Below are 16,517 nucleotides of genomic sequence, written 5' to 3'. Positions count from 1 at the left end.
ATGAACCAAAAAGAATACATACTGGCAATCAATCAAGCCATTAATTATATACATAATAACATTGGTAAGAATTTTACTGTAGAAGATATAGCAAATCACTGCTGTTTTTCTAAATTTTATTTTAATAGAATATTTAAATCTATTGTAAATGAGAGTATTTATTCTTTTACAAGAAGACTAAAGATGGAGCATGCTGCATTCAGACTAAGGACAACCAAAGATAGGTCAATAACAGAAATAGCACTTGAAGTCGGATATAGCCCATCCAATTTTGCCACTGCTTTTAAAGATTACTTTGGAATAAGTGCATCAGATTATCGAAAGGATAGTCTAAGACCTTTTAAAAATTCCTATAGACCTATTGTGGAATATATTTCTACCATGAAGATGCAGGAAGATTTTTTTCAACAGGTTAATTCAAAGATTACAATAAAAAAACTACCTAAAATGAATGTAGAGTATGAACGATTTATTGGAAACTATTGCGATTTAGAAGCTGCCTGGGAAAAATTTTGTAAGAAACTTGAGAAAAGACAAATGATAGATCACAATAGTATATTTATTGGAATATCCTATGATGATCCTCTAATCGTTGATGAAGATAGATGCATATATGATATGTGTGTAAAAGTTGACAAAATCATGGGGATGAATGTTCTTCGAATCGAAGAAGGACTGTATGCCTGTTATAAATTTTATGATAAAATAGAAAACTTAGCAAGAGCATATAATGAGGTTTTTGCTTTATGGATGCCTTTTACTAAATATACGATTGGCGACAGGGCGCCCCTTGAAATATATCAATCTCCACTAGATGAAGAAAGGAGAATGGAAGTAGATATATGTATAGCCATAAAGTGAAATATGAATTTAGCACTGGGAAGTATATTCCAGTGTTTTTTTATTCATTAGGAAACTATATAAATGAATAAATTGAGAATTTTTTTATAGAAGGAATAAAAAATCATATATTTTTATAGCACGAATTCAGAAGTTTTATAAAATAAATTGATATAGAATTGGGATGGATTATAGAAGAGAGGAGAATTTAATATGAAAGAAAATACAAAAAATAATAGTGTGATGAGAACTTTTCTACAGTATTCCATTCCATGCATCATGGGTATGTTTCTTACTTCTTTTATAACATTAGTGGATGGAATGTTTATTGGGTGGAAGATAGGAGAGAAAGGTCTTGCAGCGATCAATCTTACCTTGCCAGTATTATATATACTACTTGGTATAACTATCATGATTGGAGTAGGCGGTTCGACTCTTGCTATGCAAAGTTTAGGTGAAAAAAATCAATTAAAAGCAAATCAGCAATTTACACTTACACTAGTGTTAAATGTAGTAGTGAATGTGATGATCATAGTTTTTATAGTAGTATTTATGAATCAAATCCTATATTTTTTAAATGCAAAAGGGGAGCTCTATTTTTATGTTAAGAATTATTTTGGGATCATGATTTTCTTTTATATATTCATGATGATGAATATAACTGCGGCTATGTTTATAAGAGGCGAAGGAAAGCCACAATTATCTTTATTATTTATCCTGATAGCTAATACAGTTAACATCATATTAGATTACTTGTTTATTGTAAAGTTGGATTACGGTATGAAGGGAGCAGCATCAGCATCAGGATTTTCGATGATTCTCGCTTTTATACTAAGTAGTGCATATTTTTTGAAAGGAAAATCAGTTTTTAAGTTTAGTAAAATCAAAATTGATTTAAAAGAAATCAAAAGTATAATTTTTAATGGTTCATCAGAGTTCATAGGACAGATTGCAATATCAGTTACAATGTATCTTTTTAACTTTATCATTATCAAGAGAATTGGGATTAATGGCGTGGCTGCTTTTACAATTGTTGGATATATATCATTGATCCAGTATATGATTTTAACAGGGATAGCACAAGGTATACATCCCCTGATAAGCTATAGCTTTGGAGCCAAAGATAGAGAAACAATATTTAAAGTACTAGGGATGGGTATCAAGGCAGTATTTTTAGTAGGGAGTATTGCATTTATTATGACCTTTGTAGCAACAGAGGGTATTATAAAAATATTTTCTCGTGACAATAGTGAACTTATGAGTATAGCAAATTCTGGGCTGAGAATCTATTCAATAACATTTATATTCAATGGATTCAATGTTGTCACGTCTACTTACTTTACTTCTATTGGAGATGCCAAAACATCTGGAATCATATCCATGCTTAGAAGTCTCATTTTGATAAGTGTATTTATTTTTACACTGCCATACATTTTGGGTGATTCAGGTATATGGCTCACAACTCCCTTAGCAGAGGCTATAACCTTTGTGGTTTCGTATAGTTGTATAAAAAAATCTAGAAAGGTAGAAAATAAACTAGGGCAGGTGCTAAAATAATTAGGTTAGGGGGCATGTTCCTATTGTCCCCATTGTAATTTTCAATGATAATTTTTTTATTTAATATATATATATGCGCAATACGTTTCATATATTTTGAATACATATCTATGAAAGTAACCCATTACCATTTTCTCTTATTATAATAATGAAACCAACCATATCCCATACCCTCCCTCCTATCAACTTCTGAACCTCCGTTAAGAATTTCATTGAGTGTATCATAGCTTACTAATTTATCTGTATATAATGCTTGATCCCATTTATAATAATCCATCAAGGATGTATAGATGCCTCCATCTCCAAGAATAGCACTTGTAATACTTTGATCACATTCAACATACTTTCCATGTTTCTTTGCTACACCATAAGCTCTATTTTTTATAGTAGAGATACCCTTTTCATAAGCTACGGTATTGTCCATTCCTAATGGTTTGAAAATATTTTCCTCCAAAAATTTTTGCAAACTTCATGTTAGAAATTTTCTGAACTACCATTGCAAGGATAGCATACTCTCCATCACAACATACAACATCTATTCTGAATATTTTTATTATTTATATTTTTGATTCATTAGATATTTAGGCATTTAAAATGAATAAAAATTGCTATTCGTATTCAAATATAAATAAAAATCATTAACTGTCCCTATGGTATAATGTGTTAAAAGAGGTTTGGAAGGAAATGTTAGTAAATAGCCCATATAAAGTTATAGGTGTACAAAAATAATTACTAGGGAGAGGCTGTTTATGAAAAAAATAAATGATTTTGATAAGGTTTATAGGCATTATGATAAATTTATGGATATGTTTAAATTATATAAGCTCGAAGAAATAAAAGCTGCTGCCAATATAGATGGACATGAAGTGGTTGTAGATATAGGAGGAGGAACTGGAAGATTGGCTCAGTATATTTGTGAAAGCTGTAAGACAGTTTATGTACTTGATGAGAGTGAGAAGATGCTTTCAAAGGTAAATCAGGGAAAAAATCTGATCAGTATAAAGGGAAATGCTTTGAAAGCTCCCTTTAAAAACAATTCCATTGATACAGTCATATTGAGTGACGTTTTTCATCATATCAAGGAACAAAAAGAGCTTGTTATTGAAATAGATAGGATATTAAAGGATCGTGGAAAGGTAGTGATGTTAGATTTTGATAGAAAACATATAAAAACTAGATTACTGAGAGTGTTTGAATTTATTCTATTTGGACGATTATTTTTTAAAACCAAAGAGGAAGTCAGAAGTCTATTAGAGGAATATTTTGATATAAAAAAGGTTTATGATAAGGGGTATTATTTTATATTTGTAGGAGAGAAAAGATGATCAATAAAATATTGTTTTACTTAAGGCTTGGATATAAGCTTATAAAAAAAGACGTTGTAAATAGAGAAGATTATAGAGGAGAGTATGATAAAGTGTCAGATACCTATCATTATTGGCTCAAAGAGATGGGGAGATATACGGATCATATTATTCATTCAAAGTACATAGAGACAGATAAAGAGTTAAAAATATTAGATTTTGCTTGTGGAACAGGCTATATAACAAAAAATTTATTAACTAAATCTACAAAATGTAAAATTACTTCTGTAGATCAGTCCAGTAAAATGCTTGAGAAGCTTTTGGATATCAGTGATGATAGAGTAGTAGTTGTTCAAAGTGATGGTATTGAATTTTTAAAAACTTCTAATGAAAAATTCGATGTTATATTTTTTGGCTGGGCTCTTTCTTATTTTGATCATCATGAGCTATTCAAGCTTTTTAATAGGGTTTTAAAACCAGAAGGTATATTCGCTATCATTACAAATGTGGATGGAACTTTGGATAAAATAGAAAAAATATTTTTAAATGTTATGAATGAGAATCAAAAGGAAGTTGTAAAACCTATGGATATAAAATTAAATTTACCTCAAGGAAAGAAAGGTTTAGCCAAATGGTGCAATTTATATGGATTTAAAGTTTTAGAAGTAGAGGAAGAGGAGGTCTTTTTTAATTTTAAAGAGCCTGAAGAACTTCTACAGTGGCTAAATATAACTGGGGCAGCAGCGGGAACTCGGAAAATATTTAGAAATTATGATGAAATGAAACCTTTCATAATTGAAAAAATTAAAAAAGAAAAATATAAAAATGGAGTTTATGAAATAAATCATAAATTTGCATACGGTATTTTTAGAAAGGAATAGGATGGAATGAGTATTCATAATTTGAAAATCATTACAAAAATGGCTTTTGATAAAAATGTTTTAAAAAGTTTGATAGAGATTTACAATATTTTAAAGGAAGACAAGCAGTTTAATCTATTAAAATATATAAAAATGATGAGGAGTATGTTAAAGGGAGAAAAGATAGTAAAGCATCAAGATCAGTATATATTGAGTACCTTCTTGCCACCTTTCCCATCTCAATCATTTATACAAAATATCCTAGCAGTAGATGAGCCGATCAATATATTTACAAAGCAAATATATGCTCAAAGGACAGCACCTATCTCTATGTATTTGTGTATAACAAATAAATGTCCTAATAATTGTATTTATTGTAGTGCAAAAAATAGGAAAGAAGAAAAAGAATTATCAAAAGAAGAATGGATGAAGGTTATAGAGGAGATTCAAGATATGAAAACTCCTATTATTGGAATAACAGGGGGAGAGCCATTAGTACATGAAGATATATTTGATATGATAGAAGCTATAGATAGTAGAAGTACAATCATTCTATTTACGAGTGGCTTTAATTTGAGCTATGAGAAAGCAAAAAAGTTAAAAGATAGCGGTTTATTTGGTATAGGAATAAGCTTAGATTCTTATGATAAAGATACACATAATAAAAATAGAAATAGTGAAAAGGCTTTTGATTATGCACTTGATGCCCTTAGAAATGCAAATAAGGCAGGACTATATACTATGGCTCAAACGGTTATATTAAAGGAAAATCTAGAAGAGAAAAAACTATTTAAGTTGTTCAAATTGGCTAAAGATAATGGGGCACATGAAGTAAAGATCTTAGAACCTATACTCAGTGGCAGTCTTTTAACTGAAAAACAATTAGATAATGTATTTTATAGTGAGAGGGATAGACAAAAACTTATAGAGATACAGCATAGAGCAAATAAAATAAGTAGTTTACCCAAGATAAGCACTTTTGCTTATACAGAAAGTGAAGCTAAATTTGGTTGTGGTGCAGGGAATCAACATTCTTATATAAGTGCCACAGGAGAATTGTATCCTTGTGATTTTGTACCTATGAGTTTTGGTAATGTAAAAAAAGAATCTATCAAAAAACTTTGGGTTGAAATGCACAACTCTATCGGTAAGCCCAAAATAGGATGCTTTGCTCAGAAAGTGAATAAAGAAGTATTTAAGAAATCAGAAGGTAGGCTTCCCCTTAATAAAGAAAAGGCAATTTGTATTTGTAGTCAAAATAAAAGTAACAAATATCCAAAATACTATAGGGATTTGCAGTAAGTTTGTATTTTGCATAGTAGGTATGTACTATTTTTTACTCTTTAGGTAATTATATAAATGAATAGATTGTGGATAATTTTAGAAAGTTAAATTTTCATCAAATTTTAAGCAACGGAAATTCTGAATGAAATGAAAGAATTTCGTTGGCGCCATGAGCAGTTCCGATAGGAATATGAGAATTTTTTTATATAAATTAGACAAGCATAAAAGTCTTTTATCTTATGATGAAAGACTTTTTTATTGTAATATAAATAGAGATTCTTAACTGTATATATAAAAAAAATAAAATGTATACATTTCACTTATAGAATTGTTATATAGATGAAAGCTTTCATATTAGAATCACGAAATTCAATAGAATATATATTGAGAAGATAAAAAAGCAGGTGGCGAGTTATGAAAGATGAAACTCTAGAAAGTTTATTAACAAATGAAATAAAGATTATTTTTAAATATCTAATAAAGATAGGTGCTACAAAAGAAGATGCAGAGGATATAGTACAAGATACATTATGCAAGACGATCATAAACATTGACTCTTTAGATGAAAGAAAAATAGTTTCTTGGATGTTTAAGGTATCTATAAATAAATATTATAACATATACAAGGAAAATAAGAAGTTAAACAAATATGTAGGGGATTTAGATGATAATGTGTTAAGAAAAATGTCTACGGATACTTTAACTGAAGAGTACATTTTAAATGATGAATACAAAGAATATGTGAATAAAACTTTATATGCATTAAAACCAACATATAGAAACTTGTTGATCATGAAATACTTTATGGATTTATCCTATAAAGAGATATCAAAGCTTTTAGACTTTGATGAAGATAAAGTAAAAACCTATCTCTATAGAGCAAGAAACAAATTTAAAGAAGCTTGGGAGGAATTAAATTATGGGAGATAAAAATAATCGAGAGTATCTACATAGTGAAGAGGAATTAGATAAAATATTTGAAGAAGCGAAAAGTAATAAAATAAGTAAAGCAGTAAAAAAAGCAAAAAGATTTTCTACTATAAAAATTATAATGATTAGTTTTATTACAGTTATTATTGTATCCATTGCTACTATTTCAATAAGTAATGAGATAAGTGATCAGAGGTGGGATGAATATATACAAAAAATAAAGTATCGATATGTAGTCCAAGCTCCTAATAAATTTCCTGGTATGTTCTATAGTTACAAAGGATATTTTGGTGGAGAAATCGAACATAAAACTTTTAAATATATCAATGGGAAAAGAGTATATACTGGAACTTATGGTATTCAATATAACTTGCTTGGAGAAAACTTCCCTCAAGGAAACGGATCTTTTATAAGCAATACAAATATGAATTGGGAAGAGCAAAATTATTTACCCCGATATAATGATATAGGCCAGGAACTAATGGTATTTTATTATCCTTATGTGGACTATGGCAATAGATATAAAAACGATTTAAGTTTATTAGAGGATATAGGAGATAAAAAATATATGGAGATTGCTTTGTCTTTTGACAAAGAATATAGTATAGATGAAGTTTATAATATGATACCGAAGAATTTAAATCTAACATGGTATTGGGTGGATACAGTAAAAGATAATGACAAAAAAACAAAAAAACAATATACTGATAAACAGAATGTGGGAGGAAAAATAGTACCAGTAGAACAGTATCCGGATTTATGTTATGAAAATGATGCTTATGGAATAAAGACTATAAATGAATATGGAGAAAAGATAGAAAGTCCAGAAGAAAACTTTATTCAAGGACTAAAAGAAGGAGAAATAACACATATTTATGATATTATAGCAGGAGCAGATGGAAAATTAACTAAAGAGGATATTAAAATTCAAGGAGTTGTAGTTACAGGGGATGCAGAAAGTCTTAAGTCACTAAGAAATTTTACATTCATAAAAGCATCATCCATTGGAGTGATTACAGATAAATACTAATTTAAAAAGTTTCGTGCTAAAGTTTAGGTTATTCATTTGCACTTTATCTAGGAGGAAGATGGATATGGACAAAAATATTACATGGTATATTGACAAACAGGTTGAGAAAACTATAAAAAATCTAAATGGCCGTAACATGGAAGGATATTATATTCATAACAGGCAGCAGTTATTAAAAAAGTTAAAAGAGCTTATAGATGAAGGTTCTACTGTTGGGGTAGGAGATTCTATGACTCTTTTTGAAACAGGAGTAATAGACTTTTTAAGAAGTGGAAAAGTTAATTTTTTAGATAAATATAAAAATGGATTAACAAGTGAAGAAAAAAGAGAACTCTATATTAAAAATTTTTCTGCTGACACATTTATTTGTAGTACAAATGCATTAACAGAAGATGGGGAGTTATATAATATTGATGGAAATGGAAGCAGAGTGGCTCCGATGATATATGGACCGAAACAAGTTATTTTAGTAACTGGAATCAATAAAATCGTTAGAGATATAGAAGAAGCTGAAAGAAGGGTACGCAGGTATGCAGCACCTATAGATGCTAAAAGGTTAAATAAAGAAACTCCATGTACTCAGCTAGGGTACTGTGTGGATTGTAAAAGCACAAATAGAATTTGCAATGATTTTGTGATCATTAGAGGACAATTTATTAAAGGAAGAATAAAGGTAATTATTGTTGGAGAACAGTTAGGATATTAGACTAATAATCAAAAGGTAATCAATATAAACTATAAGTTGTTTATATTTTATGGAGGATCAGTTGTAATGATAAAACAAAATTTTAAAATAGAAAATATCCCTGCCATTTTATGGGGCAATCAATCAGACAAGCTATTTGTAGTGGTACATGGTAATATGTCCAACAAGGAAGATGACATGGTTATTGTATTCGCACAAGAGGCAATAAAAAGAGGGTATCAAGTACTTAGTTTCGATTTGCCTGAACATGGGGAACGAAAAGATGAAAACTATGCTTGTAAAGTGCAAAATTGTGTTCAAGACCTTGATAAAATTATGTGTTATGCACAATCATTATCAAATAATATAAGTATATTTGCTTGTAGTATGGGAGCATATTTTAGTTTATTAGCATATAAAAATATGCATTTGAAACAGTGTTTGTTTCTCTCACCAGTGGTAAATATGGAACGTATTATAACTAATATGATGATATGGTTTAACGTAAGTGAGAGCAGATTAAAAGTAGAAAAAGAAATCCCAACCCCTATCGGGCAAACACTTTATTGGGATTATTACTGTTATGTGAAAAAGCATCCTATTGTTGTTTGGAATCATCCAACTTCAATTCTTTATGGTTCAGAAGATAATTTATGTGAGTTAGATGTAGTATCTGCATTTGTAAAATTCTTCAATTGTGATTTGGAAGTAATGGAGGGCGGAGAACATTATTTCCATACAAAAGAACAGCTACAATTTTTTAGAAAATGGCTGCAAAAGCATATATGTGTTAAATAATATAACATAAGTTATAGAATAAATGAGCTAAAAAGGTAGCGTATCAATAGGAATGATTGGATTACTATTATTGTATAAAAATAAAAGGACAAGAGAATAATAGAATCTCTTGTCCTTTTAGGATTAGGTGTCTTTTTATATGGAATAATTTATTATTTCAAAGTATCTTGTTGATATTTTTGAAGTTTACTATTTAAATCTTTTGTATCAGCTAAATTAATTATATAGATACTATAGCGCATAGAAATGATTGAGATTTCAAGGATAATGAAAAGAACAATAATAGTCCATAAAGGCAATGTTGGAAACCATTTAAATATAATGGATGATGAAACAATAATTATATTTGTGAGTATAGCCCAGATAATAGTATTTGTTTTTTTCTTTTCTTTGGATAGTTCATCATAATTATTGAAAGAAAAATATTCTATTAAAGCGATTACCATAGAAACAACGAATGTCTGCAAAAGCGTTAATATATGGATTGTAGTTATATCAAAGCATAAGTTCGTTATGCTAATAAAGAATACGATTCCTAAACAATATAATGAAGCCTTTGGTTTTACTACAGATCCAAATCTATAAAATCTATTAAACATATTCATATCTAAATCCCCCATTTCATTATTTTATAATACATAGGAAATTATATACTTGATAAAATTGTGAATAAATATATAATTTCCGTCAGGCATTTCAAAAAAGTTTTTTTATATTTCAAGCTTTTGTCTTAATATTGGAGCATAATGTCTAGATACAATAATTTTTTCATCATTTTTCATAACCACTTCTATTCTTCCTGAAGTATAACTTCTTAATTTTTTAATCTTATAAAGATTTACGATCATGGACTTGCTGATTCTTAAAAATCCAACAGATGAATAATTATTTTCTAGTTCTGATAAGTTCAGAGCTGTTTGATAAACATCATTTTTACAGTATAAAAAAACTTTTTCATCAACAGATTCACAGTAATAAACATTGTCTGGAGACAACAAAATTAATTCATTTCTATCTTTAAATGCACAGAGCTTTTGTGATCTAGATTTTAAAAATGATAAGATATGAAGCATTTCATCATCTATACTTTTGCAACGAAGTATGATTTCATTTTCGTCAATGTCCATATGCTCAACGGTTATTTTCATAAATATTCTCCTATGATGGATTTAAAAATAAGGACCCGTATCTTTAATATAAGTATAGTATTGAATATATCGATGAGCAATATTCATACCTGTAAGATGTATTTTTGTCAGGTTAAAATGCAAAAAGGATTTATAGTGAAAAGTGATTGGATGAATGAAAAAAATAAAAGACTCCTTAGAAGTCTTTTATTTTTTTATATATTCACATGAACGACTGGTTATAAATATACTTTAAAATATTTTGAAAGAGTATAATAATTATTTTTTGAATATACCAAAAGGATTTCCAACTGGTAAAAATGCTCTTCCAAAATGAGTATTTAATACAGCAGCAGCTGAGCCATAAAATGACATGATTGCTATTGATAATTCAGAATATGCTGCAAGTTGATGAGTAGTATGCTCCATTATACCAAATGAAGTCAATGTTAAACCTATAAATAAAAAGTCTATAAGGACGAAAATTATAAATAATACCTTGTGAGTTTCCATGGAACCTATAGTCATAAATAATGAAAATATTAAGTATCCTAAGAAAGCAAATCCTAATTGCTTAGGATCAGCAGCAGCTGATAATTTAGGACCAAATACACCATTTTGTATGAACCATGTAAATCCAACTGCATACCAGAAAAATGCATAAGCACCAAAAGCAGTAGCACCAAATGTATTGTTGTGTTTAAAGTCATTGATGCATGCAAATAATTGAGCAGTAGCTCCTAAAAATATTGCCCATGGTAAAACAAATGATACTCCTGAAGTCATTCCGAGTTTTTGAGATGATGCAACTAATGTAATGATTGCCAGTCCAAAAAGTCCTAATGCTGAAGGATCAGCTGTTACGACTTTAACTTTTGTTTCATTGGTCATTCTTCATCCTCCTATAAGTCTAAATACTATACAAACAAGTGAGATACCTGTTTATAATAGCATGAATCTTTTTATAAGTATATAAAAAAATTTATAAATATAAAAGAAAATGAAAGGAAGTACAAGAAAAATCAAGAAATTGAGAGCAAAATAGGAAAATGGAAAATATAAACAATAAAATAAGCGAAAATGATATAATTATATTTACCATTTTATGCTAAAATGGTAGTAGTTTGGTAGTGTGAATAGAAACTTTGAGATTGGAATGAGGATCTAATATTTCTATACAAGTAAAGTGACAATAAACCTATGCGGACAAGGAGAATACATAGTATGAATATTAAAAGAGTAGGTCAAAGAGGAATTTTGTTTACTTTTTTTGAGCTTAAAAATCTAGATTATGATTGTGTAACCAATATATATGTTATTAATGGAAACAGATATTTTTTCATATGTGATACTTATTTAGGACCATCTTATATAAAAGAAATTAAAAAATATCTTGAAGATAATTTTGGAAAAAAACAGTATATAGTATTTAATTCTCATAGTCATTGGGACCACATATGGGGAAATAGTGAGTTTAAAGATTTTCAAATAATCTCTCATGAATTATGTGAAAAATATATATTAAAATATGGACAAGAAGATTTAATCAAACATGAAAAACAATTTGCAAAAGATAAGATAGAAATTGTTTTACCTAATACTATTTTTAAAGAAGAAATAGAATTTAAAGAAGAAGGTGTAAAGTTTTTTTATACGCCAGGACATTCAGATGATTCATCATCTTGTTATGATTATAAAGATAAAATATTATTTGTAGGAGATAATATTGATGATCCTATACCATCCTTCATGTGTTGGAGTGAATTAGATAAATATAAAGAGACTTTAGAAAGGTATTTACAAATCAATGCAGATATTGTTATACAAAGCCATGGCCATATTACAAATAAGGATTTAATAAAAGATAATATAAGTTACATAAATAAGTTAATCAGAAAAGAAAAAATAGATTTAGGAAACAAAGAGATGTTAAAAAAGCATCTAATCAATATGGAATATTTAAGATCTGTAAATGAAGAATGAATATATGAATAATAGTTATTAGATGAACTGTTTTGTAATCATACGAAATGAATTATATTTAGAAAATTATGTAGATTTATGTCATATATTGTAATAATCACAATTCAGTGGTATAATTATGAAAAATATTCATATGAGGTGATGAAATGATAATCTGGGGATGGGGAAAAGTAACTAGAAAAATTATTGGAGCAGTTTTTCAGCGTTCATGCAGCTATTGTAATAGTGCTGAAATTTGGAATTTGTGTATTGTAAGAACATGGTTTACATTATTCTTTATTCCAATCATACCCTATAGAAAACAATACTGTATTGCTTGTCCGAGATGTGGGAGTTATATAGAGCTTACAAAGGATGAATTTGAACAAATGAAAATGGATATAAGTTCTAGTTCTGATCATATGAATCAAAATCCGGTAAGCGATAATATAAAATATGGTGAAAAAACAGAAACTCAAATCAATTATTTAAAGCAGATGGAAGAATATAAAAATAAGTAAAGGATTCACTTATCATAAATTTTTATATTGGAGAACTTACATAGATTTGTGAAGCGTATCTTTCCTAAAAATTACTATCATAGATAATGAATGATTTATGATAGTAATTTTTATTTTTTGTAAAACAGGTATATGTTCATTAAAAAATCCTCACTTGAAATAAAGTGAGGATGAATGACTCAGAAGATTATTATTATTTTGTATAATTATCAAAATAACCTTGGATGTATATAATAGGAGTACCTTTATCTCCGCTACCTGAAGTTAAGTCAGATAGTGATCCTATAAGATCCGTAAGTTGTCTTGGAGTAGTACCTTGTGATTCCATAGCACCTACAAGATCTGATTCTTTATTGATAATGTATTCTGAAATAGCCTTTTTAAGTTCTTCTCCTTTTAAATGAGAAAAATTATTATCAGCAAGATACTTTAATTTAACTTCGTTAGGGGTACCCTCTAGTCCTGATGTATAAGCTGGTGATACAACAGGGTCAGCAAGTTCCCAAATCTTACCTACTGGATCTTTAAAAGCTCCATCGCCATAAATCATAACTTCTACAGTTTTACCTGTCTTTTCTTTAATTATAGCTTGTATACCATCTACTACAGGTTGACAATTACGAGGGAAAAGCTTAATGCTTTCTTCTGTTGCTTTATTTGAACCTAAAAGACCATAAGCTTCATTATAACCACTTCCATCAACAGATGTGGATAAAATATTATCAAGGCTATAAATTTTATTTCCACCATTTGCTTTTAATATTTTTTTTGTTCTAAATCTAGTATGAATATCACAAGTAAGAACATTTTTTGTATAATTTAAAATCGTTTTTGGATTATTTGAAAAGATTACTTCACATTCAGTTCCAAATTCTTCAATTAAAGACTTATAATAATCAATATAATCTACACCAGTAAAAACATGTTTTTTATATCCGAAATGGTTACGGAATTCCTCTTCTGTTAAAACATCTGTCCAAGGATTGATTCCTTTTTCATCAATCATATCCATAGTTACTAAATGATTACCTACCTCATCAGAAGGATAGCTAAGCATTAAAACAATTTTTTTAGCTCCTTTTGCAATACCACGAAGGCAAATAGCAAAACGGTTACGGCTCAAAATAGGGAATATTACTCCTATGGTATCATTTCCAAACTTAGAACTTACATCTTTTGCAATGTGATCAATGGTTGCATAATTTCCTTGAGAACGAGCGACTACTGATTCTGTTACAGTAACAATATCCTTATCATGAATAGAATATCCTCCTATTTCTGAAGCTTTTAATACAGTGTCTACAACGATTTGTGTAATATTGTCTCCCTTATTGATAATTGGGGCACGTAAACCTCTCACTACAGTTCCAACAACTCTTTCCATTTTATGTATCTCCTTAATTTTTTCAATTTAGATGAGTATATATTTACCTCTTATACTTGTACTATATAATATATTTATGGTATAAGTAAAATAAATATACATAATAGAAGGTATAAGGAGAACTTATATGATAAGTAAATTAGATTTATATAAAATTTTTTGTCAAGTAGCAAAATGCGAAAGCTTTTCTAAGGGAGCGAAAGCACTGTATATGACACAACCAGCCGTAAGTCAAGCCATTATGCAATTAGAAGGAGAACTTGAGATACGTCTCTTTACAAGAACATCTAGGGGAGTCATTCTTACAGACGAAGGGAGACTCTTATTTGAGTATGTAAATTCTGCTATCAATCTAATTCATGCAGGGGAAGAAAAACTGTTAGAATTTAAAAATATCATGTTAGGAGATTTAAAAATAGGAGTAGGAGATGCTATTTCAAGATATTTTTTACTGCCATATTTAGATAAATTTCATAATGAATACCCTAATATTAAGCTAAAAATTGTAAATAGAACTACATTAGAACTTTGCGCTATGTTAAAGTCAGGCACAATTGATATTGCAATTTGTAATTTTCCTATTGAAGATGCTTCTTTAGAAATCAAAAAATGTATGGATGTGCAAGATATTTTTGTATGTGGAGAAAAGTATAAAAAGACTCTTTCTATGCCTTTAAGTTTTGAAGAATTATCACAATTACCACTGATATTACTTGATACTAAGTCTAATTCAAGAAAATATGTGGAAAATTATATTTTATCAAAAGGCATTAAAATTAATTCAGAAATTGAGCTGGGATCTCATGACCTATTATTAGAATTTGCAAGAATCAATTTAGGTATAGCTTGTGTAATTAAAGAGTTTTCACAGGCATATTTAAAGAATGGAATTTTATATGAAGTCAAAACAATGGAAGAAATTCCTAAAAGAAGTATAGGAATTTGTTTTTTAAAAAGTGTATCTCTTTCCCAAGCTTCAAAAAAGTTTTTAGAGATATTGGACGTAGATGGTCTAACGTGCTGTTGATAAAATCGAAAGGAGTGTTAAATGATGAAGGGTATAATCATATTGAAAGCAAAAGAATTTGCTCAGAATTTGTTAACCAATTTATGATGATTTTTTATAGAATGGTGGGAGGATTTAATGGAAAATATTATAATAATTTTAGTGAGTTTAATATGTGGATGTACTTTCCTTGGAATAGGGTTATATGCAAAAAAATCAAATAAACCTGTTAGTTTTTGGTCTGGGACGGTAGTAAAAAGTGAAGATATAATAGATATTAAAGCCTATAATAAAGAATGTGCCAATATGTGGATATACTATTCTCTTATTTATTTTTTAGGAGCTTTGTTGAGCATTTATGGTAAATCTAATATAGCTGGATGGTTAGTGGGAATTGGAGGGAGTTTGGGACTAGGGATTTTAATAAAACGCTACATGAATATAGAGAAAAAATATAAAATAAGTATTTAGAGAAGAGGGGTAGGGTGAGTACGAATCAAGATGAGTTTAAATTAATAAGACCCAAATTTATAAATGGGATTGAAAATATGTATACCCAAATGAATGATATAAAAGATGAAGATAAATTTGAACATGTTTATATATCGGATTGCAGCATAGATAATCAAATGGCTTATCAAGTAAGTTTTGAAGGTGTGATTTTTAAAAATGTAAGTTTTCAGGATATAGCATTGGAATCATTAGAGCTGACAAACGTAAGATTTGAAAATTGCGATCTATCAAATGTAGATTTTAAGGGAGCAATTATTCATCGAACGGAGTTTGTGAATTGCAAGCTTATAGGTATAGATCTAAGCAATGCTACACTCCAGAATGTTTATGTAAAAGAATGTAATGGAAAGTTTTCATTTATGAGATTTATTCAAATGAAAAAAGTTTTATTTCAAGATAGTCTGTTGGAAAATAGTGATTTTCAAAATAGTAAATTATCTAAAATACAATTTGATAACTGCAATTTACAGTTAAGTCAGATGTCTGGAACTAGCCTATCAGGGATAGATTTGAGTACTTCCATTGTAGACGGATTAGGAGTACGGCAGGAAGATATTAGGGGAGCAATAGTTTCTCCCTTGCAAGCTGTAAATTTTTCAAAATTGTTAGGACTTGTAATAAAGTCATAAATTAGAAGTTAACATATTAAGTGATTTTTCATCTAATATCTAATGATAAAGGATCTTTTTCATTGCAATATGAATAAAAATCATTAC

Annotated in this window: 19 protein-coding genes; 14 read left to right on the top strand and 5 right to left on the bottom strand. The window is 28.8% G+C overall.

Annotated elements, in window-relative coordinates; translation table 11 throughout:
- Both BN2409_RS02195 and BN2409_RS02190 read left to right on the top strand, forming a co-directional pair.
- Entirely contained in the window at positions 1 to 861 is an 861-nt protein-coding gene (locus BN2409_RS02195) for an AraC family transcriptional regulator (RefSeq protein WP_053955033.1), read from the top strand.
- A gap of 192 nt (positions 862 to 1,053) precedes the next feature.
- Entirely contained in the window at positions 1,054 to 2,397 is a 1,344-nt protein-coding gene (locus BN2409_RS02190; protein ID WP_053955032.1) for an MATE family efflux transporter, read from the top strand.
- Positions 2,398 to 2,521: 124 nt separating this feature from the next.
- Here the strand turns inward: BN2409_RS02190 and BN2409_RS02185 are convergent, their stop codons facing one another.
- A complete protein-coding gene (locus BN2409_RS02185) occupies positions 2,522 to 2,863 on the bottom strand; it encodes a serine hydrolase domain-containing protein (RefSeq protein ID WP_199872896.1) in 342 nt (113 codons plus the stop codon).
- Positions 2,864 to 3,146: 283 nt separating this feature from the next.
- Here BN2409_RS02185 and BN2409_RS02180 point away from each other — a divergent pair, with 283 nt between their 5' ends.
- From BN2409_RS02180 to BN2409_RS02150, 7 genes are all read left to right on the top strand, one after another.
- A complete protein-coding gene (locus BN2409_RS02180) occupies positions 3,147 to 3,722 on the top strand; it encodes a class I SAM-dependent methyltransferase (RefSeq protein WP_053955030.1) in 576 nt (191 codons plus the stop codon).
- Positions 3,719 to 4,582 (top strand): class I SAM-dependent methyltransferase, encoded by an 864-nt coding sequence (locus tag BN2409_RS02175; RefSeq protein ID WP_053955029.1) that lies wholly within the window; start codon positions 3,719 to 3,721, stop codon positions 4,580 to 4,582. The genes BN2409_RS02180 and BN2409_RS02175 overlap by 4 nt, the downstream gene beginning before the upstream one ends.
- Before the next feature lie 6 nt (positions 4,583 to 4,588).
- Positions 4,589 to 5,863, top strand: a complete 1,275-nt coding sequence (locus tag BN2409_RS02170) for a radical SAM/SPASM domain-containing protein (protein ID WP_053955028.1) — start codon at positions 4,589 to 4,591, stop codon at positions 5,861 to 5,863.
- 396 nt (positions 5,864 to 6,259) lie between these two features.
- Positions 6,260 to 6,775: an RNA polymerase sigma factor gene (locus BN2409_RS02165; RefSeq protein ID WP_053955027.1), complete on the top strand. Its 516-nt coding sequence runs from the start codon at positions 6,260 to 6,262 to the stop codon at positions 6,773 to 6,775.
- Positions 6,765 to 7,805, top strand: coding sequence for an anti sigma factor C-terminal domain-containing protein (locus BN2409_RS02160; RefSeq protein ID WP_053955026.1), 1,041 nt, complete (start codon positions 6,765 to 6,767; stop codon positions 7,803 to 7,805). Before BN2409_RS02165 ends, BN2409_RS02160 begins: the two co-directional genes overlap by 11 nt.
- A 64-nt stretch (positions 7,806 to 7,869) precedes the next feature.
- A complete protein-coding gene (locus BN2409_RS02155; RefSeq protein ID WP_053955025.1) occupies positions 7,870 to 8,511 on the top strand; it encodes a lactate utilization protein in 642 nt (213 codons plus the stop codon).
- 66 nt (positions 8,512 to 8,577) lie between these two features.
- Positions 8,578 to 9,288, top strand: a complete 711-nt coding sequence (locus tag BN2409_RS02150; RefSeq protein WP_053955024.1) for an alpha/beta hydrolase — start codon at positions 8,578 to 8,580, stop codon at positions 9,286 to 9,288.
- Between the two features lie 152 nt (positions 9,289 to 9,440).
- Here the strand turns inward: BN2409_RS02150 and BN2409_RS02145 are convergent, their stop codons facing one another.
- The 3 genes from BN2409_RS02145 to BN2409_RS02135 form a co-directional block, all read right to left on the bottom strand.
- Positions 9,441 to 9,893, bottom strand: a complete 453-nt coding sequence (locus BN2409_RS02145; RefSeq protein ID WP_053955023.1) for a hypothetical protein — start codon at positions 9,891 to 9,893, stop codon at positions 9,441 to 9,443.
- A 105-nt stretch (positions 9,894 to 9,998) separates the two neighbouring features.
- The gene (locus tag BN2409_RS02140; RefSeq protein WP_053955022.1) at positions 9,999 to 10,436 is read right to left on the bottom strand and encodes a LytTR family DNA-binding domain-containing protein; all 438 of its coding nucleotides are present in this window, start codon (positions 10,434 to 10,436) and stop codon (positions 9,999 to 10,001) included.
- A gap of 258 nt (positions 10,437 to 10,694) precedes the next feature.
- Positions 10,695 to 11,306: an acetate uptake transporter gene (locus BN2409_RS02135; RefSeq protein ID WP_053955021.1), complete on the bottom strand. Its 612-nt coding sequence runs from the start codon at positions 11,304 to 11,306 to the stop codon at positions 10,695 to 10,697.
- Positions 11,307 to 11,639: 333 nt separating this feature from the next.
- On the opposite strand from BN2409_RS02135, the gene BN2409_RS02130 reads away from it, so the two are divergent.
- Both BN2409_RS02130 and BN2409_RS02125 read left to right on the top strand, forming a co-directional pair.
- Entirely contained in the window at positions 11,640 to 12,398 is a 759-nt protein-coding gene (locus BN2409_RS02130; protein WP_110942898.1) for an MBL fold metallo-hydrolase, read from the top strand.
- 146 nt (positions 12,399 to 12,544) lie between these two features.
- The gene (locus BN2409_RS02125; protein WP_053955020.1) at positions 12,545 to 12,898 is read left to right on the top strand and encodes a zinc-ribbon domain-containing protein; all 354 of its coding nucleotides are present in this window, start codon (positions 12,545 to 12,547) and stop codon (positions 12,896 to 12,898) included.
- A 193-nt stretch (positions 12,899 to 13,091) separates the two neighbouring features.
- Here BN2409_RS02125 and BN2409_RS02120 read toward each other — a convergent pair whose 3' ends face one another.
- Complete coding sequence (locus tag BN2409_RS02120; protein WP_053955019.1) at positions 13,092 to 14,282, bottom strand: coenzyme F420-0:L-glutamate ligase; 1,191 nt, start codon at positions 14,280 to 14,282, stop codon at positions 13,092 to 13,094.
- A 127-nt stretch (positions 14,283 to 14,409) separates the two neighbouring features.
- Here BN2409_RS02120 and BN2409_RS02115 point away from each other — a divergent pair, with 127 nt between their 5' ends.
- From BN2409_RS02115 to BN2409_RS02105, 3 genes are all read left to right on the top strand, one after another.
- The gene (locus BN2409_RS02115) at positions 14,410 to 15,309 is read left to right on the top strand and encodes a LysR family transcriptional regulator (protein ID WP_053955018.1); all 900 of its coding nucleotides are present in this window, start codon (positions 14,410 to 14,412) and stop codon (positions 15,307 to 15,309) included.
- Positions 15,310 to 15,426: 117 nt separating this feature from the next.
- Positions 15,427 to 15,759: a hypothetical protein gene (locus BN2409_RS02110; RefSeq protein ID WP_053955017.1), complete on the top strand. Its 333-nt coding sequence runs from the start codon at positions 15,427 to 15,429 to the stop codon at positions 15,757 to 15,759.
- A 14-nt stretch (positions 15,760 to 15,773) separates the two neighbouring features.
- Complete coding sequence (locus tag BN2409_RS02105) at positions 15,774 to 16,430, top strand: pentapeptide repeat-containing protein (protein ID WP_053955016.1); 657 nt, start codon at positions 15,774 to 15,776, stop codon at positions 16,428 to 16,430.
- The last annotated feature ends 87 nt before the right edge of the window (positions 16,431 to 16,517 follow it).

Source organism: Inediibacterium massiliense (assembly GCF_001282725.1).
In the GTDB taxonomy this organism is placed as follows: Bacteria; Bacillota; Clostridia; order Peptostreptococcales; family Thermotaleaceae; genus Anaerophilus; species Anaerophilus massiliensis.
The sequence above is the reverse complement of the archived record's forward strand: the minus strand, read 5'-3'. Positions and strand labels throughout refer to the sequence as shown.